Genomic DNA, 21,298 nt, shown 5'->3' on the forward strand with positions numbered 1-21,298 from the left:
AAAGCAAGAACGAATTCCATTTCAATTAATGTAGACACTTATTAACCTTATGTCACTGGTGAGTTTCTTTGTCTTTATGTATTTCATATAACATTTTGCAAAAATGGGTAGCTCTACTAAAACTTTGCTATCGACGGCTTATTAACAGCCCGTCTCTGACACATGGTATATGGGGAGTTTTCCAGATCTCGTACTCCCTCAAAACAATATTCACTAATCATTTCCATGGTTTGAATTCCATTAGAAATTTGGGCTAATTCAGGTGATTTGTAAAACAATACTCCAAGCTCTTGAAATAATTCTCTTTTCAGTGGCAATGTATTGTGTAAATTAATCATTTGTGCTTGTAGCTCAAGTAATTTTGGTCTAAATACAGCCTCGTTTGCTGGTAAGTAAGTAAGTAAGTAAGTTACTAATGGCAGTATCTTCTGGTTGTATTGAGGTTTAGCAATTAAGCGACCTTTGGCGAGATTTAACAACCGCTTATGATAAACTTTCCATAAGGGGGTAGCGTTGTTCATTAATACACCATGCTCTACAGCTACATGCCTCAACGTCCCTATATACTCAGCCTTGACAGGTAACTGAAGTCTTTCGCCTTCTGCTTCTTGCCTTAACCATTTTAGCTGAGAAATCATTCGCCCTTGAGGGGTATCATTAGATTCTATGTAGATTTTTTCTAGTGCGTCTAAATATAGATTGCAGTTATCTATAATATCTTGATATTGCTCGATCATAATTTTCCTTTCGGCAGTCTAATCACTTCACCTAATTTCGAGGCATCCGGAGAGACCTGTATACCACCACCTGACATTGTTTTTGACGTTAGCCCTGTAGAGAAATCACCACGCGTATAGCCAATAAGCTCTGAGGCTTCACCAATTGTGGACTTAACTAATGTATGCTCTTCAAGCACTTCAATTTTCTCAAAAGTATCAGCTGTGTTATAGCAAGGCAGCGCCAAGTAATTTTTGATACCTTCTTTGTCCCATTGACCATTTTTGTAAAACCTTACCTCGACATCCATATAGCTTTTCTTGTCCATCCAGTAGGCTGATTCTTTTGCTTTGGGGAAGCCTGATGAAGTAAAACCATAAAGTTCATCGCCTTTTTGGATTTGAGTAATGCTAAAGTCTTTTCCTGAGCTAAGAATCTCTTCTACAAAATCACTTCTGCCTTGTTCATCCAGAGTATCCATGACAATCAAGTCGGATTGAGACAAATTATTCATGTCAATCTGTCGATGGGTTTTAAAGTCATTGACATCGATCTTATCCCACTGCTGATTATGAAATCCTACAGGGGCAGCTCCTGGCGCATAGCCTTCTTCCGTTTTTGCTTTTTGCGGGTAACCAGTATTGCCACGATGAGGTAAAGGCTCTGCACTTTTATCTAGCGCCTTATTCACTTTGCCTTTAATGGTTTGCATCGCATTGGCGATGCCTTGATCAATTTTCTGCTCAAAGGCATTGAGCTTGGCAATGTTATCTTGAATAGACTTTAGCGTGGCACTATCGAGCACTAATCTTGCCGCCCAAGAGCCGGTCACCGCTTTTAGGGCATCTTTGATGACGGTGACTTTTTCTTTGGCAGCTTTGGTTGCGTCTTTGGTGAGTTTATTCCAATCAAGGTCGCGAATAAATTTCTCTGGGTCACCTTTACCGAGTTTTCTGAGCACCGCTAGCGCAACATCGAGCGATTTACTCGCATTCGCTAGGACAACTTTAAACACACCTTTGACAGCGGAGCCTATGATTGGTACTAAACCCACTGCGGTAAGCGTTAATGCAATCCAACCATTGTTATCATTACTTTCTTCCTCGTCAGTTAATACCATGATATTGGCACAAACGTCTCTGCAATCCATCACTTGGTCAACCACAGGTATCATGGAAATAATCGAGCCGACCACAATTTGTGAGGTGGATGGGTTTGCGTTGAAATCTCCTTGCAGGGTGCCCCACAGCCAATCGCCCGCTTGGGCGGCAAGGTCGCCGGCTTCATCAAGCAGGGAGGTCTCACCGGATTCGACCATGGCCACGGCCTTGGCTGGGGTGATTTTGCCATACAGCGGGTTAGGCTTTGTGTTATCAACAGGGGCGTATTCGCGGGTGTCTTCACCGTATTGCACACTAAATTGCCCCGTGGGCATGTTGTCGAGCGTGGCTTGGCCGCTATCATCGAGCGTCCCTTCAATTTCAGTGCCATCGGCGAGTTTAAGTGTGTAAGGCGCATTCTTAACAGGCTCACCGTCTTGGTAGTGGTACGCTAAATCAATGGTTTGCGGGGCAATGTCCTGCTCAGTAGTAGCATCGTCATTAATATCAGCGATGCGAGCAATACTAGGTGCTGAATTCGCACTCGGCTCGCTGGCCGTCTTCGGTGAGGTAATTTCGTAGGTGACATCGCCATCAAAGGTAATCATTTGCCCGTTGAGGGTCAGTACATCACTGCCGATAAGTTCGACATTGCCGCCGCTATCGAGTTTAATCATGCCGCCTTGGTTGTACAGGGTGATATCACCACTGCCGGTGCCTTCAATGCGAATATCCCCCTCAGCATTGATGATAGTGGAGCCTTCGGGCACGTTAACGGTGAGGCTGCCTTGCTCGGTTTGTAACGCAATCTCGCTATCGGCCCGCACGTTAACACTGCGCCCCGTCAGTAGTGTGGTGTCTTGTTCAGCTTCAAAGGTAATATTGTTTGCGGTTTGCTGATGGGCGAGGGCGCTTTGCATCGCCACGTTTTGCTTCTCGGCGGTGAGGTTGGCTGCGCCTGCACTATAACAACTGTTGGCTAGCTTTTCTCGAGCAGTAAATTCAATGCTCGATGATATTTCTCTATTCTAGCGACATCCTTGTTATTGAGACTTTTTAAGCGGGTGATATTCAAGTTATCTTTTATATCTTCAATTTTAACCTTTGTTGCCAGTTCGTTTCCCATTATTCGATGTATGAAGTGTTCATAATTTTCACCGGGTCTTTTTGTCAAGCAATCTATAGCATCTATCACAAGGTTTGAAAAACCCTTAATTCTCAATTCTTCAACAGTTACATCGCTATCCTCTACTACATCATGCATTACCGCAATAGCCATCTCATCTTCGTTCTTAAACTTAAGCATAACTCTTAAAGGATGAAGTATATAAGGCATGCCTGATTTATCTTTTTGCTCAGCATGTGCTTGAGTTGCTATGGCTATAGCTTTATCAAGACTTTTCAACAGCTTTTCCTTTAGCATATTGTTCTTCGGTGATTAGCTCTCCATACAGTAATGCGTCGTTGAACAGTTTATTATCAAAACTCAACAACTCCTTACACTCAGTCTCACCATAAAATTTTCTATGTATAGATCCATCTGCACTCATACGTCTGAACATCACATCTTCGTATTCATAGTCTATATATATATCTGTGCTATTTAAATACTCGCCTGTTTTAATTGCCATCGAGTAGACTCCTTAAATTACTGTAATATGCTTTACTCTTCGCCGCTATCAATTCTCTATTGGGATCTGATTCAGGTAATGATCTCCATTCTTCATATAGCAAATGTCCTTGGCCGCCAGGCACTTTAGATTTAGCTTTAATGTTATCATAAAGTACATTTCCTAATAGCAGTCTAGCTATATTTTCAGATTCTTTACCGTAAATCATGGTTGGCGTATTAACCTGAATTTCTCCAGTAATAGATGTCTTTGTTTTTAAAGTAGAGTTTATCCCGCTGTAACCTAAAGGATCCCTAGAACCATCGATTCTTTTAACTTTAAAGTTATTTTTGATCAACTCGCCCACGACATTCTCAATATTGTCTTCAGACACAATGATAGTGTTGCGCGCTAAGTCTTTTATTCTAGTAGGATCACCACCATAGTCACTTACGATTTTTTGTATCGCTCTTTCTCTACTTTTCAATGGAGCCTTGGCTACCCTAGCGTTAGCGTAAATATTTGCTATTTCTTGAGCTATAAAATCAATCTCTTTTTTTGCAGCAGGAGCCTTTGAATACATTTCATCAAATATCGCAAGCTGTTTAGGTGCCAATTCTAATTGGGCGGAAGGCTCTGCTTTGTATTTGCCTGAGGAGTAAGTACTTTTATTTGATCTCTCTTTGCTGCCAAGTTCTTCGTGTTTTTCAAGCTCCGTCACTGGCGCTTCAATCTTCTCAACCGCCTTGGTATTGCTTGGCGCTAGTGCATGGGTTTGCTGTCGGTTGAGGCGCTTACGCTTAAGAATATCGGCAATTTCTGTCAGTGTTTTGTGCGCTTTAATCACATATTTAGATTTTGAAGCAATGGAGGCGGCCACGCCCACTCCGCCGGTCAGTATCGCCAACAATACTTCAAAGGCTAGAATGCCATAGATACGCTGTTTATCCACAAAAGAATGCGCATCAATATAATCGAACGGGAAATGGTACAAGGCAGTGCGAGTCTCTTCATCGTCCATGATGTTGAGGAGTATGTCAGCGGCCAATTGTAAGTCGGCTAATTGCTTGTTAGAGTGCGCTAAAAGTGTTTCTAGCTGCTGTTTAACCGCTTCTTTATCACCGTTCAATATCGATAACCGGATATTGTAAACAGCGGCTAACATCTGAGATTGGAACTCTAATGACATGACCACCATGTCGGCTAAACCCGTGATCAATGATTTACCTGCATAGTACAAACCATCAAGTCGAGCACCCACCCCAATTGCCCATTGCGTAAATAGACTCTCTTGTTCAAACAGGGCATCTTCACGCGCGGCGCGTACTTTTACCTCAGCAATCATATCAGCGAGATGTTGTTTGAAGTCTTCTCTTAGCTGAATAAGTTGCTGCTCATCCACATCTGTGGTGCCAAGGTAGGAAATTTGACATTGCCCAATTGGTAAATCAGGCAGGGTGAGTAGACCCGCTTGTAAGGTACCGGTATGCAGCTGTCCTAAACTGTCGAGTATTTCCACGCCGATATCGTCAACGGGGTCATTGTTGCTGTCGAAATAGTTCAGTTCAAGTGGTACTACCGCCACTTGCTTACCAGCTTCTGAGACCAGTGGTAAATCGGCAATCGGGGCAATACTCGGCGCTGAATTCGCACTTGGCTCACTGGCCGTCTTAGGTGAGGTAATCTCGTAGGTGACATCGCCATCAAAGGTAATCATTTGGCCGTTGAGGGTCAGTACATCACTGCCGATAAGTTCGACATTGCCGCCGCTATCGAGTTTAATCATGCCGCCTTGGTTAAACAGGGTAATATCACCACTGCCCGTGCCTTCAATGCGAATATCCCCCTCAGCATTGATAATAGTGGAGCCTTCGGGCACGTTAACGGTGAGGCTGCCTTGCTCGGTTTGTAACGCAATCTCGCTATCGGCCCGCACGTTAACACTGCGCCCCGTCAGTAGTGTCGCGTCTTGCTCAGCCTCAAAGGTGATATTGTTTGCGGTTTGCTGATGGGCGAGGGCGCTTTGCATCGCCACGTTTTGTTTCTCGGCGGTGAGGTTGGCCACGCCTTTAATATCAAATTGCTGATTGGCCTTGGCATTAAGGTTGATGCTTTGCTCATCTGAGGTAAATAAAATATCGTCACCTGCCACTAAGCTTAAACTGCCCAGACGTGATGCCCACTCAATGTAATTATTGCCTGCCTTGGCGTTGAGCTCTAGGTAGTGCTCACCGCCTAAGGTTTGCAGTATCACGGTCGGGACATTGCCGTCATCATCAAACCGTAGCTCATGACCTGCGCGGCTGAGCATTCTGTTGTGGGTGTGATTGAAACTGTTGACGATGCTTGGCTGTTCATCATTGCTGGCAAAACCCATCAAGTACGCTTGGGTGGGGTCGTTGTTAAAACAACCCAGTAACACTTGCGCATCTTGAGTGAGCGGAAAATGCCAGCCAGTGGCGTGTGGCTGATTGGCACAAGCATAATTGACCAGCTTACGTAGCGGCTGTGTGCTACCAAGAGGGGCTTGCGCGGTTTTATCAACATCAAACTTAGTGTAGTAATCGCCTTGCTCGGTCAGGGTAGGCACGCCACCTAAGGCTTCTACCTTAGCAGAAAACACCATGGGGAGCGGTGCAGGCTCAGCTAATGGCAGCTTAAAGGGTGTTGCTCGGGGAATAGCTTTCACCACACAAACATATTGGCTAAGCCCATCTTGGGTACTTTCATCACTGGGCTGCTGGCAATGATGTTCAACACTAATACAGAGATAATCACCGCTTGTATTTAAGCCACTGTTGTCACTCAGTGAAAACGAGCAACCCGCAAACATATCGGGCACATTACCCACCAGTGTTATGACCTGATTGAGGCTATTCAGCGCCAAGCTTTGCTGCTGGGCAAAGTGGCTGGCTAGCCCGTGATTGCTCGCTACAGGCTGTGCAAAATTGTTCTCGGCAAGGTGTTCGGCTTGGTTGTCGCTAGCATCCGTTACCATATCATGGCTCATTATACTGGCAAGCCCAGTGGCCATTTGATGGTCAACCTGACAGCCACTAAAGCCGACAAACGCTGATTCCCCAGCAGGCGCATAAATATCCGTTATTTGACGATTAAAGCCTTCACCCGCATGCACCTGAACCAAACCACGGCCAAGGTATGGGCTGGTTTGGTTAGTATCGGTAATCACGATACTGGATTGGTTATCTCGGGTATCGAAAAAGTAAAACAGGCCGTATTGACTGAGCAAGCGATTAAAAAAGGCACGATTGTTTTCCATCGCTTGCACGCACTGGCCAATTTGCGGCAATGGGGTGGCCAGTGAGAATTGTATTTGTCCGTGATGATAGCCAGCCCCTGCCAAAATATGCGTCAGGATTTCTTCTAGTGAGGTATCAACAAAAACCCGTGAGTGCTGGGTGTTATCCAGCAAGGATAAGCGACTGCCAATGGTCAGTTCATAGCGGCGTTTGGCGTTAGCAACCAGTGTTATTTGCTCTGCCGCTTTTTCGGGACTGGCACTAATTAAGCCTTTATCTTCAATGGCAAGTAAGGTATGACAAACAGAGTGTGCAAAGCCGTCGTCTGCGATGAATTCCATTGTCACAGATTGACCTAAACCGTCGTTGAGCGGCTCAATATCAATCGTATCCACTGTTATCGTGTAGCAGCTATCTTCACTCAGTTTATCACTACCGATTAAGGAGATAGCATTATAAGTGGCATGATTACATTTAATGATTAATTGTGCAGATATAGCACTCAGATCAGTTTTAGGGCGAGTAGATGCCACATCGTTATCCTTAACGAAGTTTTATTCCATAATGTAAATAAATTGTTATCTAATATTTCTCAGCATGCAACTGGTTTTTCATGCAATATTGGTTGGAAAATGGTGATAAATATTTTATAAATGATTTAAACATCAATAAAAACATGTGGATAGGGTGGCTTTTTAGGGTGAGTATAATTATGCAATAGAATTTTGTTTTGACAGGAAAATAAAAATCTCTATCATCTAAATTGTAACAAATGGAATACGTCACTACTTCTCAAAGCTGATAACTAGCACTGATATCAAAGGGTACCGCGCTGAAAAATCAGTCAGCAATTGAGAAAAGCAGTTGAAAGGACACGAGCAGATGGATCTTGCACCTCCAAAAATAAACGCTGTTGAACGCTCTTGTGTGTCAACACCCAATAAAGATAGTCAAACTATCTCATCTTCGGTTAGCGCATCACTCAATCATGCGACAAAAATAATCGACAAAAGTTATAAGCACAGTTTATTAGCATCGGTTTGGCAACAAAGTCGCTTAATTGCCTCCTTGCTTGACCAAGTTGGCTTAGCTTATCACCGAGTTTTTGAACCCAAAGCGCTAGAGCTTTTCATCGTATTAATTAATACAGAATTATCTGTTTGCTACTCGCTAGACAACTTTACGGTGCCAGCAGTGAGTGAATTAAATGATAATTTGTTCACCGTGAATTCAAACATCATTCTGGCAATGGATTCTTTTGTACTTGAAACATTCAATCAACAAGATCAAAGGCAAAAGCAACAAACAATCGTCGCAAGGGCATTAGGTAAAAATCAAGACTGGAAATCGTGTCCTAAAAGCCGATTTGAACAAATCATTTGCCCGGTGCTAGAGCAAAAATTACCCCGAAAACCCCACAATAAGCAGGTATAACGATAATGAATATAGCTAAGTTACTAAGTACGTTTGTATTAAGCTCGGTATTGATAGCTTGTACATCAACCCAGGTGAAACTCGATGTTGTAGCGACTGATAATTTGAATTTGAATCAGTTTGATGAAGCATTGCCTGTCGTACTGCGCATTTATCAACTGTCTGATATTCAAAGTTTCAATTCAGCTACGTTTGAAGAGTTGTGGAAATCGGATAAATCGGTTTTGGCCAATTCACTCATTACCGTGGAAGAGCGCACGGTTAATCCCTCAGATAGACTCAATATTGCTTTTGAGCAAGCTGAGGAAGCCAAGTATGTTGCTGTTTTCGCGTTGTTTAGAGATCGCTCTGATGAAAACTGGCGCGTCCACCATGAGTTAGACTCCGGTACGGTGCAACTATCTACGTCGCTTGATGTAATGTTGACCAGTAACGCGGTTACTCTACCTAACAGAAAAGAAACTAACTAGATATGGCAGCTGTAGTTGGACGAAAGCCGGTTTGGGCAGAAGGTGTGTTGCTTGGTCAACAGCATTTTCAAGTGTTTGATGACTATCAAGAATATATGCATGCTAAGCGGCAATTTACACAATCGTCGTTAGCCTATGGTTTTAAGCATATTACGATCGATCAAACCGCGTTAGCTCGCGGGGAAGTCAACGTTTTAAAGTTAGATTTCGTTTTGGAGTCGGGGCGATATGTTGAATTTAGTCGCACAACGAAGAGTGAATTAGTGTTACCGCTGCCGCAAGACCAAGAAAGCTTAATTATTTATGTCGGCATTGCTTCGAGCGGTTCAGCCAGTGGCATAAGTGGCTATGACAATGCCAGCCAGCTTGCAACATATCAGGCAGAATATATTGATGTAACAGACTTACATGATGCCTCTCGAATTAGGGAAGTCATGGTTGCTGAGCCGAGCTTAACTTTGTTAACTGATACTGATGCCAAAACCTATTTTGATATCTTGCCTTTACTCAAGGTTGTTAGAGGCGCAGATGGATTGTTCTCGTTGGACGAGAAATTTGTACCGCCACTATTAGATATCAATGCGTCAAACTTTTTGAATGATTTGCTAACTCGAACCAACAATTTGGTGAGTGCCAAAGCTAATGTACTGCTTAATCGTCGACAAGGTTTAGGCTCAGTGACTGATTTTGGCCCCAACGAAATGAACAGTTTTTTGTTGTTAAGTGGTTTGCTACCGAGCGCGAAAATCTTGTCACACTTAAAGCATATCGGGCATATACACCCCGAGCGCCTGTATTGCGAATTAACTGAGCTGTTGAGTCGAATTTCAATTTTCGAGCATAGCCAATTAATCGATACATTACCGCCATATCAACACAAGAATCTGACGGAGGTGTTTAGTCAATTTGAGATGCTAATCTCGCAGATGCTTGATGGTGTTGTGCCTAAAAAAATGTCGGGATTGAAGCTAACTAAGGTATCAGACGCGCTCTATCACTTACCAACGATAGATTCTGCGCAAATCGCAAGTAACGATTTTTATTTGGCGGTTTACTATGAGTCGTCTGACAGTAAATGGCTTGACACATTTGGCGAGCAAGTAAAGGTGGGGTCAATAGAGCACATTGAAATCATCGTGTCTTCAGCGCTTAATGGTGTGTCAGTTACACACTGTCAACGGCCTCCCAATAAACTCGCCGTTAAAGGTGGTTACGAATATTTCAGAATTGAACCGCATGGTGACATTTGGCAGCAGATAATAGAGGAGCAAAGCCTAGCGATATTTGTTCCCTACCATCTGCAAGGCGCGAATATTGAAATCGTCACTGTTGACAAACAATAGCCTAAATCTAATTACATAAATAACAAATAGAGAGAGCATGGAAGCCATAGACACAAAGCAGGATTTACTGAGCTGTATTGCGCCCGTAATACACGCACTAATGCCTCTAAAATTGCATCAACAAAGCGATCAAATATCTGGTGATTTCAGAGAGCAAATCATTGGCTGTTTCGATCAGTTTGAAAAGAAGTGCTACGAAAACCAAATCACCACGTCTCAAATGCAAGAAGCTAAATTTGCACTGACCGCTACTTGCGATGAATTGGTCATGAGCTCTGGCGCAGACTTTCGCTTAGATTGGATGAGTCGGCCCTTACAACTAGAGTTTTACGGTAATAATCGAGCTGGTGAAGAATTTTTCGAACGTATGGAAAAGCTTCGAATGGGCAATGAGGACAAGCTAAAAGTACTAGAAGTTTACTACATCTGTTTGCAGATGGGTTTCGAAGGTGCCTACAAAGTGAAAGGATTGGAGCAGCTTAAAGCCTTAATCGTCGATATTCGAGCACAACTAGAAGATATCAGTGGTATCGCTAACACCACACTTTCTGACAATGGTAAACCCACCGAAGGGTTTGTGATGAAGGTTGGCCGTAACTTGCCATATTGGGTGATTTTTAGCATTGGCATGAGTTTGATTATGTTTCTGTTTATGGGCTTTCACTACGTGATTAGCAAAGAAGCAAAAGCCAGTAACCAAGTGATCGAGAAAAAACTAGAAGTATTGAAGCAATTCAGTAAAGCAGAGCATAGTGGAGAGGGTGAATAGCATGTCAGGTCGCGCGAACACCAGTGGTCTTATCCACTTTTTACTTGGCCTAGCCTCATCAAGAGCTTCAGGCCAAGTAGTAGGCTTAATTGCGGTACTTACTATTGTTTGGTTTGCTGGCCATTTGGCTGGTTTAGATACCACAGATAAAAAGCTTATTGCCATGTTGGCAGTTTTTGCTGCCTTTGTTATTTATTTAATTGCCCGTTGGTTTTGGACTAAGCGCTCAGGCGATAAATTGGTCGAAGAACTAGCCACACATAATGCAGGTTCGCAGGCAGAGATTGATGAAATTCAAGGGAAAATGACCGATGTATTAAAGTCACTTAAAGCCTCACATTTAGGGGCGGGTCATCGCGGTAATGCCGCCCTTTATGCGCTGCCGTGGTATATGATTATTGGCCCATCTGCCACAGGTAAAAGTACGCTGTTTGCTAATTCAGGTCTTCATTTTCCTTATGCCAACGCCAATGAACTTCATATTCAGGGCTTTGGTGGCACGCGAAATTGTGATTGGTGGTTCTCAGATCAAGCCGTGCTTATCGACACTGCAGGCAGGTATACCACCGAATCTGCAGACAACAAAGAGTGGTTGTCGTTTTTAGGACTACTGAAAAAACATCGTCCCAAACTGCCTGTTAATGGTGTCATTGTCGCCATTAGTGTCTCAGATATTTTAACTAGTGACAGTGAAGGGGTGCGTCATCATGTAAATTTGGTTAGAGAGCGCATTCAAGAGCTTATTACTGAGCTTGGTGTTGTTTTCCCTGTTCATATCAGCTTCACAAAAACCGATCTTATCAGTGGTTTTGAGCCTTTCTTCGCTGACTTATCTGAAAAAGAGCGCGAGCAAGTCTGGGGTGCCTATTTGCTCGATGAAAGTGAAGATCAGAGCCAAGATCCTGCTGAGCTATTTGAACTTCGCATGGAAGAGCTCTATCAGCGTTTGTGCGAACAGCGTTTGAGCAAGCTTGCGAGAGAGCGTAACGTGCATCGCAAAGCTTTAATTTTCGATTTTCCAAATCAGTTCAAGTCCGCTTCTATTAAGCTCACAGAGTTTGTGAACTTACTATTCAAAGACAACCCCTATCAAGAAGTACCTTGGTTTGCTGGGGTTTATTTCACCTCAGGTACGCAAGAGGGCACGCCAGTTGAGCGAATTTTGTCTGGTGTCCGTGAGCAGTTTTGTTCGGTTGCCATCGAACAAACACAAGAAACCATTACCAAAAGTTACTTTATTAACCGCTTTTTTAATGACGTAGTTTTTAAATTACAAGATTTGACGAGAGGTAATCGTCGAGAACGAAAAATTCAACGTTGGTTAAAAGCCGTATCAGTTTCAGCAACACTTGCCAGCGTTGCAGCAACCGTTGCCTTACTGACAACTTCATACACCATGAATAGCTTGCTGGTGTCAGCGGGCGAGCAGAAAATCGAAGTATTAGTTGATAAAGCGGTATCTGGTGTTGAACCCGCAGAGCATGTCGCAGCATTTATGGACGTTTTTGAGCATTACACCTTGTTGCAATCTTATGAGCAAAAACTTCCATGGCGATTTATTTTAGGCATTTATGAGGGGGATGAAACACTTGACTCTGTTGCGAGTATTACACAGCAAGAGATGACAACCTTGATTTCAATGCCGATTCAAAACCATGTTAAGCAAGAGCTTACAAGCTTTAGCGAAAAATGGGCGTTAGCCCCCGATATGGACAGCAAAAATGTGTTGCGCCAAGAATACTACCGTTTGCTCAAGCTACAACTAATGTTTTCCGAAAATCCTGAGCAAATGGATCTGGAATTTGCCGCTCAGGAAATAGGTAAACACTGGCGTTCGCTGCTTGGATTGAATTTTGAAAGTGAAGAGCTTGAGGCTTTCAATAGCAAGCTCGATAACATTGTCACCATGTATATTGGTTTGTTTGGTAAAAGTGTTGATGAACCAGGTGAATTAGCATTTTGGGAAAGTGATGAAGATCTAGTTGCAACCGCGAGATTACAACTGGATACACAGCCAGAACCTGAACCTCTATATCAGCAAATTATTGCTAGTAAAGCTGCCAAGAAAAAGCCGCTGACACTTCGTAACTTACTTGAGCCGAAAAATAGAAAGTTATTAAACAGCAACTACCGAGTGCCGTATGCCTATACCAAAGCTGGCTGGGAAGACTACGTTTATCCTGAAATGCAACGCATCGTGACTATCGTTAGTTCTGGTGATTGGGTCATGGGTACAGCCAATGAAGCAGGCGAGAATCTGGTTGATAAGTCGAAAGCCCAAGTCTTAGAAAAAGCCATAAGAGCTTTGTATTTTAAAGATTATGCTGAACACTGGTTTGCACTTTTAGGTGACGCGCAAGTGAAGCAATTTACTGGTTTAGCGGATGCGAGTATTTCGTTAGCAAAACTAAGTGCGTTAGATGGTCCACTAACGCAACTAATGACCAATGTTAATAAAAACATCAACCTAACGGACAAGCCTGTTGCCAAGCAGCAAAAAGTGACCAGTGACGCTGAAAAACTCGCTGAAAAAATTAATGTAGAAATGCCGACGGTTGTGGTGACTAAAGTACCTGAGTTAGGGAATAGATTTTCGGATCTGCGCCGTTATACACAAAGCAGTGAACCAGGCAAAGCATCTGACTTTTTACAGCAATATATTCGTACGTTAAGCACAGTGCACAGTGATATTAAAGGCCTCATTGGTAGCAATGAACCTGAAGCGCAAGCAATGGAGTTTGCTCAACAATTACTCAGTGGCGAAGATGTCGATAGTGGTCTTCAAGCCTCATGGATTGTTGTTGAAAGCCAGCTTAGAGCGCTGGAGCCTGTAACCAAAAAAGCGATTGAAAACCTGTTTAAAAGTGCACTTCGCTCAAGTTTTGATTCGATAGCAGTTGTTTCACGCCGTCAGTTAGACGAAGAGTGGCAAGAGCTGGTTTATTCTCTTTACGAAACAGGTATTAAAGGTAAGTTTCCTTTTTACACTAAAGGCCCAGATGCTGCAGTAGCGGATGTTGCTGAGTTATTGAATAGCCGCTCTGGTGTGCTGTGGAAGTTTGTTGACGATGAGCTGACCCCATTTTTGAAAAAACGTAAGGGTAATTGGGAAGAGCGCACCTGGAATGGCATGGGAGTTGGCTTTGACAAGCAATTGTTAACGGGTCTAAAAAGAGCGAATAGAGTGACAAGGTCGCTATTCTCCAAAGACAGTGAAACATCAGGCTTTCAATTCCAAGCGCTCCCCGTCCCACAGCGCGGTGTTAGAGAAACCTATTTAGGCTTTAGCGAGCAATCATATCGTTACCGCAATGAGCCAGAGGAGTGGCGTAAATTTAGCTGGCCAGGCAAAGGAACGACAGAAGTCGCAAGGGTTTATGCTGTTGATAGAACCGGGCGCAGAGTCAGTGTCGAAAAATCTGGGCCTTGGGCGCTATTGCGTGTGCTAAATGAGGCGCAAATAAAATGGATTAAGGGAACAGAATACGCGGTTAACTGGGCGTTTAATGAGCAGAATAAATCGACTGAACAAAAGTTGACCGCTAAGTTTATGCTCAAATCTGGCAGAAGTAACGGTATTTTCAGCAAAAGCACAATGACGTCTTTTAGTTTACCAAACTCGTTGTTTAGTAAAGCGCAGATAACTGCGGATTTGGCGAAGTTAAACTAAGGAGGTTACATGTTTAGTTTATTTAAAAAGAGCAAAGAGCGAAAACCAGATATTGCGAGGCAAGATGAGTTTGGTTATCTCGGGAAAACAGAGCTTCGCCCAGATTTCATTAAATATCAGGTGAATAGTAGAGAATCAATTGCCCTCGACCATTGGGTCAAAGAGGGGTTCTCTTATGCATCGCGTCAGTCTGCAACAACCGGCACCGATAATAGTAACTTTGGTCTTACAAACTTGTTTTTTATGGCAGGTAATGATTCAGAAACCAGCTTGCTAGGGATGATTACGCCAAGCCTGGATAGTAGTGGTCGACACTATCCATTTGCGAGTTTTGTTAATATTGGTCAGGAGCTATACCGAGTGCATCCGTCTGCTTTGTTTTTAAATGAAAGTAACGACTTTATACACTTGAGTGAAAGAGCTAATGCTATTTTTATGGCGCAAAGTGAACTCGAGATGCAGCAAGAAGCTCAAAAACTGACACAAATGGCCCATGTATTTAAATCATCTACAAGTATCAATCAGCTGCTAGAGAAGTTTCGCAATGTGCCGATGAGTGATCTTTGGCAAGCAACAGGGATAGACGATGAGCAAACCAAAGCGACGTTGATCCAAGAGTCTGCTTTGTTGATGCAGTCAATTGCGAATCGTGGCTGCCTGCGAACACAAGTTGGATTGCGATTTCCAATGCCAAAACTCAGCGAGGGGTTTGAGTTAATCGCTGCATTCTGGCTGCATCTAGTTACTGTCATCGTTGCTGATCACAACTGGCGACCTTGGGTGTTTTATCAAACAGGTAGCTGTGGTCAACCGGCGAGTCTGACGGTTTTTACCACACCTGTACCCCCCTCATTTTTTGACGCTATTTGGTCTTCAAAATGTGGTCATCAAACAGTGATTGATTTTGCAACCGTTAGTCCTTCCGAGCCTTTACAACAAGAGTTCCTGTCATTGGCAAAGGCGGACAATGTCAGTATGTATGATGCGCTTCGTCGTTGGTGTAAGGCATAGTTTATGACTCATTATACCCACGACAATTGGTCAGTTTGGCTTGAACATCTAGTTTCGCCTCTAGCAGGAGAAGCGTGTGGTGAAGACCTGAAATACGAAGAAGACTTTAAATATTTAAAGTCAGCTTTTTCAACAATAGCGGAAATTGACTGTAAAAAGGTTTTCATTACTGGCACACATTTACTTGCCGAAAAATCAAAAGATTTGAGAATTGCTAGTTATGTTATGTGTGCTGCTGCACAAGAATATAGTGTTGAAGGTCTAGCTTATGGCCTAAAGCTAGTTAATCAATTAACGGCCGATTTCAGTGAAAAATTACATCCTCTTCGCCCAAAGGCAAGGGCAGCTGTTCATACTTGGTTACTTAGTCAGCAACAGCGAATGATCGCTTTTGCAGAAATGAACAGTTTGGAGCAACCCTCACAAATTGTTTCGTTACTCGAAGAACTTAACCAATATGGAAGCACGACCGCAAGAGTCTTAGATGAAAATGCTGGCACACTGTCAGATTTAAAGCAATGGGCTGAAAAGCTTAGTAAAAAATATCCTATTGTCGACAAGCCTGTCGCCACTCAAAGTACTCAAGAGCTGATAGCCGAGTTGGCTGATGAGCAAGTGTCGACGCAGACAGATTCACAACCAATAGCGACTCTAGCCAATCAAGCTAACCAAGCGAATAAAGTAAATACCCCGCTAGCGCAACAAACAGTTGTGGTTGAAAAACCGATTAGTGTTGAATCGGATAGTGAGTACCTGGCACTTGCGAGGAAATTGCTTGCATTTGACAAAGAAACTAACAACATCAATCGCATGATTAGCCTTGCTCGTGCTGTTCGTTGGTCAACGCTCAAAATACCACCCAATGAAAATGGCAAAACAAGGTTACCAGCGCCCAGACAGACCGCTTTTGCGCCAATCAAAAATGCGCTAGTAAATGAAGACTACGAAGACGCTTTGTTTGCCGCCGAAAGCCTATTTTTGGAAGGTGCAATGCATTTTAATTTTGACCTGCAAGGGATGGCTTTAAGCGCGCTTAAAGGGATGAATCAAACTCGTGTTGTTAATAATTTAGCGATGTTGGTTCATCAACTTAACCAAGAATTTCCAAAATTGGCAGGACTTAGCTACGAAGATGGTAGCCCGTTTTGCAGTGCAAAAACTAAAGAGCTGCTAAGTGAAATTGCAGAGCAGTTCTCAGCAAGTGAGAACACTGGCGATGATGACAATACATACAATACATTGGAGTTAAAAGCGAAAGAGCTCCTTGCACAAGGCAAGTTAGATAAAGCCTTATCTCTCGCCAATGAGTTACCTGCTAATAATCAATTTGCCCAGGCTAAACAACAATTGTTAAAGGTAAAACTTTGTCTTAGTGCAGAAAAATATGAATTTGCCGAGCCTATGCTGCGTGCGCTTATTAGCAAAATTGAACAAGGTGAAATTGGTCAGTGGCAGCCGTCATTTTCAATGCAGGTATGGCGCAGTGCAGTTACCTGCTTTGAGACCTTGAGCACAGAAGAGGGCGACGAATATTGGACGCTTTCAAAACAGCTAAAAAATAAAATGATTTTAACTCAGCCCGAAGTAGCCTTGGGTTGGATTTAAAGCAATAGCAAGCGGTTTTTAACGCTTGAACACTAGTTCGCGCTATTTGCGCGTTGGAAATAACGGAATATAAAAGGGAAAACAATGTCAGATACATTTCAAAAAGAAATTCCGAGAGCTCGCGTAAATATTTCTTTAGAGCTTGAGACGAATGGTGCATCGAGTAGTAAAGAATTGCCGCTGAAAATGCTGGTAATGGGGGATTATTCAAACGGAAAAAATCAGGAAGAGTTGGCTGAACGCGAGCGAGTTCCGATCAATAAAAACAATATTGATCAGGTATTAAAAACCACTGCACCGGAAGCCAAATTTATGGTGGATAACAAGATTAGCGGTGAAGGGGCCATTGGCATCGATCTAACCTTCGACTCTTTTAAATCATTTGAACCAGAGCAAGTGGCTGCACAAATCCCTGAACTTAACAAAATGATGGCGATGCGTAACCTATTAAAGGACTTAAAGTCAAACCTGCTAGACAATTCATCGCTTCGCAAAGAGCTTGAGCGAGTGTTACAAAACAAGCCTGAATTGGAAGAGCTTAAAGCTAAATTAAATGACATTGCACCATTGTTGGATGCACCAGAAGAAACAGCGTCAGAATAGAGGGGATTGACTATGTCTATGCAAGAAAATCTAAATGTAGCCGCAAAGGTAGAAGAAACTGTCGCTAAATCAACCTATGAAACTCTGTGTGATCTTGTCGATATTGCTCCTGTGGACGAGCAAGTTGCATTGGATACGTTTCGCGATGCCAATAGCCTTGCTGAAACCAATGCTGACGAGCGCTTAACCGCAGCATTAAACGTATTCTTAGACATGGCAGGCGATACCAGTGTAACGCGTATCGACAAAAGCTTGCTCGACAACTATGTGTCTAAAATCGACAGCATTATTTCCGAGCAACTTGATGAAATCCTTCATCACCAAGAATTTCAAAAAATAGAATCTGCTTGGCGATCTTTGCAATATCTAGTTAATCGTACCCCGGGCAATTCAAACATTAAAATCGAACTGCTTGACGTAGACAAAGAAACGCTGCGCGATGACTTTGAAGAAGCACCTGATACCACACAATCAGCACTGTATAAGCACGTTTATACGGCTGAGTTTGACACGCCGGGTGGTGAGCCAATTTCTAACATTGTTTCTAATTATGAATTTGATTGCAGCGCAGCAGACGTGAGCTTATTACAAGAAATATCGCGTGTCTCTGCCGCAGCCCATGCCCCGTTTTTAGCGAGCGCAGGTGCTAAGTTCTTCTTGAAGGACTCACTTGAAGATGTCGCAAAAATTCAAGACTTAGGTTCGTATATGGACAGAGCAGAATTCCTGCGCTGGAAGAACTTTAGAAATACGGATGACTCTCGCTATATCGGACTGACTTTCCCACGTTATTTACAGCGCTTGCCTTATGGTGAAGCCAATCCTGTCAGAAACTTCAATTACCAAGAAGATGTTACGGGCGAAAGTCATGACAAATACTTATGGGGGAATGCCTCATTTACTTTTGCTGCCAATATTATTCAAAGCTTCCACAAGAATGGCTGGGCGGTCAATATTCGAGGCCCACAATCAGGCGGTAAAGTCGAGAATCTGCCACTACACACATTCGAAGCGGGTAATGGCACAGAAACAAAGATCCCGACAGAAGTACTCGTTTCCGAAACTAAAGAGCTGGAGTTTGCCAACCAAGGCTTTATTCCGCTTAGCTACTACAAAAATTCAGATTTTGCGTGTTTCTTTTCTGCCAACAGTACTCAACGCCCAGTAGAATTCGATACGCCTGAAGCAACCGCAAATGCTCGAATTAACTCGCGCTTACCGTACATTTTTCTGGTATCTCGTATCGCACATTACATGAAGGTACTGCAACGTGAAAATATCGGCTCAAGCAAGCCTCGCCATGAGTTAGAGCAGCAACTAAACGACTGGTTAGGTTCATTGGTCACTAAAATGAATAACCCTGATGAAAACTTGATTGCTACCCATCCACTCAAAGATGCAAACGTGACGGTATCTGAAATTCCGGGGAACCCAGGGTACTACCGCGTGAATACCTTTATCGTTCCACACTTCCAAGTAGAAGGGGTCGATGTACGTTTAGCCTTGGTAGGGCAAATGCCAGGTGAGAAATAAATGAATTTGGTGGGCAGCGCTTAAAGCTACCCACTTTTAACTAAGTTAGCATTAGGGAATAGCTATGGAAAAAGTAGTAACAAAAATAGGGAAGTTTGGTAAATACTACACAGGTTTTGACTTCCTCTATAAGGCACTTTACAAAAATGAAAAAGATGCTAACGAGGCTTATAAAAAGATTTACCCAGCAATGAAGGCTACTATTCGAGCTCATGGAGTAAGCTCGGAAAAGGCACAGGGTATTTTGGAGCTCTTAGCTTCTTATGCACCTACTGGAGCTAAAAAACGAAATTTTACTAGATACTATATTAATGATCCTGAAGGTTGGAAAAAGTTACCTAAAGATCCAAATGATATTCCATACGGACGCTGGTATTAATATGGAACGACTTGTTAATTTAGAGAGTACGCACTGGCTATGGAAAATATTATTTGTCCTACAGCTTAGCGCTACTCTTATGGATTTACATAGGATGTCAATTGAGTCCGTAATATTACAGCCAAGCCATCCGTTCTTTGTATCCATCTTAGTTTTTGTTTTCGATCAATTAGTTTTGTTTGCAAACTATTGTGTAATTGCTAACAAGTTCTATTTAAACCGAGCTGCATGGTTGCTTACATTGATAATGTCACCAGTTAGCGTAGTTTTAGTTCTTTATTTTGAGTTTACCGCAGGTGGTTACTCTAGTTCGGATATGATGGCCTATGGCCTAGGTACATTTTGGTTATTAGTTCTGTTTTTGCTGCCTTTATTTAAATTGATAAAGGATTTTGAGCGAAGAAAAATCGCTGATTAACATGAAAAACAGGTTTATTTACAAGGCATTGTTTACGGTTCTAATGATTCTGAATATACATGATGTATATGCGGGCTATCAATTGAGTGAAGTACCAGAATATGAGCCAAGCAATCCAATCATTTTGTCGATTGTTTTGTGGCTGTCAAACTCGTTAATTGTTTTTGCAGCCTTTGGCGCAGCATTCAAAAAGTACTGGATTGTAAATTTTAAATTTTGGTGCTCCGTGGTTTTGATAGATGTTTTTGCTAGCGGATTCAGCGTTTATTTCGAATTTCTCGCTGGTGGATATGCAGAAGATGAAATGATAGGAGTTTCATTAGTTACATTTGTAGTGTTGTGTGTTTATTTGCTGGCGCCACTTCGATATTGCCAAGATATACGTGGCTTATGTTTGGCGAGAGAAAAGTGAACAACTTGACGATGGAAAATGAAGATTTAGAGCAAAAAACTCTTGCAGTAGATTAGTTAATTTGTGAGAAATTGCCCCGAGCTAGTTGCAGCTGGCTCGGGACATGTAACCCCTCGGCATAAAGCGGACGGCTTTTGGGGCACCTTTATACGATATCACTTAATTGTGTAGAGGTGTATGCCACCAATTAGGAAGATTTGTCTAGAGGAGAAGGCACTATGACTAAAAAACTGGTAAATAACTTTAAAAAAGGAATGTCTCTAGCATCTTTGACCAATATTATTTACACGACCTTTTACAAAAATGAAAAAGAGGCAAACGAAATGTACTCTCGCATTGTATTGCTAGTCAAAGGTGAAGTGAAAAATGGGGGCAGGAATAGCCCGCGAGCGATAGATGCACTTAAAGCTCTAGCTTCTCTAGCACCTGATGGAGCAAAAGGAAGGAATTTTAGAAGGTACTATGTTGACAGGCCTGATGGATGGCAGAAACTACCAAGAGACCCTAAAAATATTCCATATGGATTCTGGTACTAACATGAGAGATCGTGCTTTTTGGAAAGTACTGTTTGTAATAATATTGCTTGCCAATGCTCTGAGTATATACGAAAGCTTTACATTGCCAAGCTCATTGAAGCCTGTTCATCCTACATGGTTTTCATATGTCGGCTTAGTTGTTGATATTGTTAATTTATATGCAGCATTTGCTGTAGCGTTTAGGTCTCAGCTGATAAAACATGTTTGGTTTTGGCGCATAGCTTTAATAGGAATTGTAAGTAGTAATATTGCAATGTTCTATTGGGAATTTTCGTCTGGCGGATATTCAGTGACTGATATGATTGCACAAGGTTTGATAGCATTGCCTTTACTGATGTTATTTATATTTCCAGTTTTGCAATGCGTTGCAGATATTAGGAAATCAGATCCTGTAAGTAATATTCACTAGAGTAGAAAATTGCCCCGAG

The 21,298-nt window shown here is 42.6% G+C and carries 19 protein-coding genes; 14 read left to right on the forward strand and 5 right to left on the reverse strand.

Annotated elements, in window-relative coordinates; translation table 11 throughout:
* Positions 1 to 116: 116 nt before the first annotated feature.
* Genes DXX93_RS08550 through DXX93_RS21115 form a run of 5 tightly spaced genes read right to left on the reverse strand, consistent with a single transcriptional unit; the run spans position 117 to position 7,220 of the window.
* Positions 117 to 737: a hypothetical protein gene (locus DXX93_RS08550; RefSeq protein WP_116007732.1), complete on the reverse strand. Its 621-nt coding sequence runs from the start codon at positions 735 to 737 to the stop codon at positions 117 to 119.
* Positions 734 to 2,743, reverse strand: a complete 2,010-nt coding sequence (locus DXX93_RS08555) for a hypothetical protein (protein ID WP_147302662.1) — start codon at positions 2,741 to 2,743, stop codon at positions 734 to 736. Before DXX93_RS08555 ends, DXX93_RS08550 begins: the two co-directional genes overlap by 4 nt.
* A 53-nt stretch (positions 2,744 to 2,796) precedes the next feature.
* A complete protein-coding gene (locus DXX93_RS08560) occupies positions 2,797 to 3,222 on the reverse strand; it encodes an HD domain-containing protein (RefSeq protein ID WP_116007734.1) in 426 nt (141 codons plus the stop codon).
* Positions 3,209 to 3,448 carry a hypothetical protein gene (locus DXX93_RS08565; protein WP_116007735.1) on the reverse strand — a complete coding sequence of 80 codons (240 nt, stop codon included), beginning with the start codon at positions 3,446 to 3,448 and terminating at the stop codon, positions 3,209 to 3,211. The genes DXX93_RS08560 and DXX93_RS08565 overlap by 14 nt, the downstream gene beginning before the upstream one ends.
* On the reverse strand, positions 3,438 to 7,220 hold the full coding sequence (locus tag DXX93_RS21115; RefSeq protein ID WP_116007736.1) for a contractile injection system protein, VgrG/Pvc8 family: 3,783 nt from the start codon (positions 7,218 to 7,220) through the stop codon (positions 3,438 to 3,440). Before DXX93_RS21115 ends, DXX93_RS08565 begins: the two co-directional genes overlap by 11 nt.
* Before the next feature lie 349 nt (positions 7,221 to 7,569).
* On the opposite strand from DXX93_RS21115, the gene DXX93_RS08575 reads away from it, so the two are divergent.
* From DXX93_RS08575 to DXX93_RS08640, 14 genes are all read left to right on the forward strand, one after another.
* Positions 7,570 to 8,121 (forward strand): hypothetical protein, encoded by a 552-nt coding sequence (locus DXX93_RS08575; protein ID WP_116007737.1) that lies wholly within the window; start codon positions 7,570 to 7,572, stop codon positions 8,119 to 8,121.
* 5 nt (positions 8,122 to 8,126) lie between these two features.
* Entirely contained in the window at positions 8,127 to 8,591 is a 465-nt protein-coding gene (gene tssJ, locus DXX93_RS08580; RefSeq protein ID WP_258872631.1) for a type VI secretion system lipoprotein TssJ, read from the forward strand.
* Between the two features lie 2 nt (positions 8,592 to 8,593).
* Positions 8,594 to 9,934 (forward strand): type VI secretion system baseplate subunit TssK, encoded by a 1,341-nt coding sequence (gene tssK, locus DXX93_RS08585; protein ID WP_116007739.1) that lies wholly within the window; start codon positions 8,594 to 8,596, stop codon positions 9,932 to 9,934.
* 37 nt (positions 9,935 to 9,971) lie between these two features.
* Positions 9,972 to 10,703, forward strand: coding sequence for a type IVB secretion system protein IcmH/DotU (gene icmH / locus DXX93_RS08590; protein WP_116007740.1), 732 nt, complete (start codon positions 9,972 to 9,974; stop codon positions 10,701 to 10,703).
* 1 nt (position 10,704) lies between these two features.
* Positions 10,705 to 14,373 carry a type VI secretion system membrane subunit TssM gene (gene tssM, locus DXX93_RS08595; protein ID WP_116007741.1) on the forward strand — a complete coding sequence of 1,223 codons (3,669 nt, stop codon included), beginning with the start codon at positions 10,705 to 10,707 and terminating at the stop codon, positions 14,371 to 14,373.
* A 9-nt stretch (positions 14,374 to 14,382) separates the two neighbouring features.
* The gene (gene tagF / locus DXX93_RS08600; protein WP_116007742.1) at positions 14,383 to 15,384 is read left to right on the forward strand and encodes a type VI secretion system-associated protein TagF; all 1,002 of its coding nucleotides are present in this window, start codon (positions 14,383 to 14,385) and stop codon (positions 15,382 to 15,384) included.
* 3 nt (positions 15,385 to 15,387) lie between these two features.
* The gene (locus tag DXX93_RS08605; RefSeq protein ID WP_116007743.1) at positions 15,388 to 16,989 is read left to right on the forward strand and encodes a TssA family type VI secretion system protein; all 1,602 of its coding nucleotides are present in this window, start codon (positions 15,388 to 15,390) and stop codon (positions 16,987 to 16,989) included.
* 84 nt (positions 16,990 to 17,073) lie between these two features.
* On the forward strand, positions 17,074 to 17,592 hold the full coding sequence (tssB, locus tag DXX93_RS08610; RefSeq protein WP_116007744.1) for a type VI secretion system contractile sheath small subunit: 519 nt from the start codon (positions 17,074 to 17,076) through the stop codon (positions 17,590 to 17,592).
* 12 nt (positions 17,593 to 17,604) lie between these two features.
* Entirely contained in the window at positions 17,605 to 19,125 is a 1,521-nt protein-coding gene (tssC, locus tag DXX93_RS08615) for a type VI secretion system contractile sheath large subunit (RefSeq protein WP_116007745.1), read from the forward strand.
* A gap of 64 nt (positions 19,126 to 19,189) precedes the next feature.
* On the forward strand, positions 19,190 to 19,504 hold the full coding sequence (locus tag DXX93_RS08620; RefSeq protein WP_116007746.1) for a hypothetical protein: 315 nt from the start codon (positions 19,190 to 19,192) through the stop codon (positions 19,502 to 19,504).
* Position 19,505: 1 nt separating this feature from the next.
* On the forward strand, positions 19,506 to 19,922 hold the full coding sequence (locus DXX93_RS08625) for a hypothetical protein (RefSeq protein WP_116007747.1): 417 nt from the start codon (positions 19,506 to 19,508) through the stop codon (positions 19,920 to 19,922).
* A complete protein-coding gene (locus tag DXX93_RS08630; RefSeq protein WP_147302663.1) occupies positions 19,897 to 20,334 on the forward strand; it encodes a hypothetical protein in 438 nt (145 codons plus the stop codon). Before DXX93_RS08625 ends, DXX93_RS08630 begins: the two co-directional genes overlap by 26 nt.
* A gap of 218 nt (positions 20,335 to 20,552) precedes the next feature.
* Positions 20,553 to 20,870, forward strand: coding sequence for a hypothetical protein (locus DXX93_RS08635; protein ID WP_116007749.1), 318 nt, complete (start codon positions 20,553 to 20,555; stop codon positions 20,868 to 20,870).
* 1 nt (position 20,871) lies between these two features.
* Positions 20,872 to 21,279 carry a hypothetical protein gene (locus tag DXX93_RS08640; RefSeq protein ID WP_147302664.1) on the forward strand — a complete coding sequence of 136 codons (408 nt, stop codon included), beginning with the start codon at positions 20,872 to 20,874 and terminating at the stop codon, positions 21,277 to 21,279.
* Positions 21,280 to 21,298: the final 19 nt, after the last annotated feature.

It is taken from the genome of Thalassotalea euphylliae, assembly GCF_003390335.1.
Taxonomy (GTDB): domain Bacteria; phylum Pseudomonadota; class Gammaproteobacteria; order Enterobacterales; family Alteromonadaceae; genus Thalassotalea_F; species Thalassotalea_F euphylliae_B.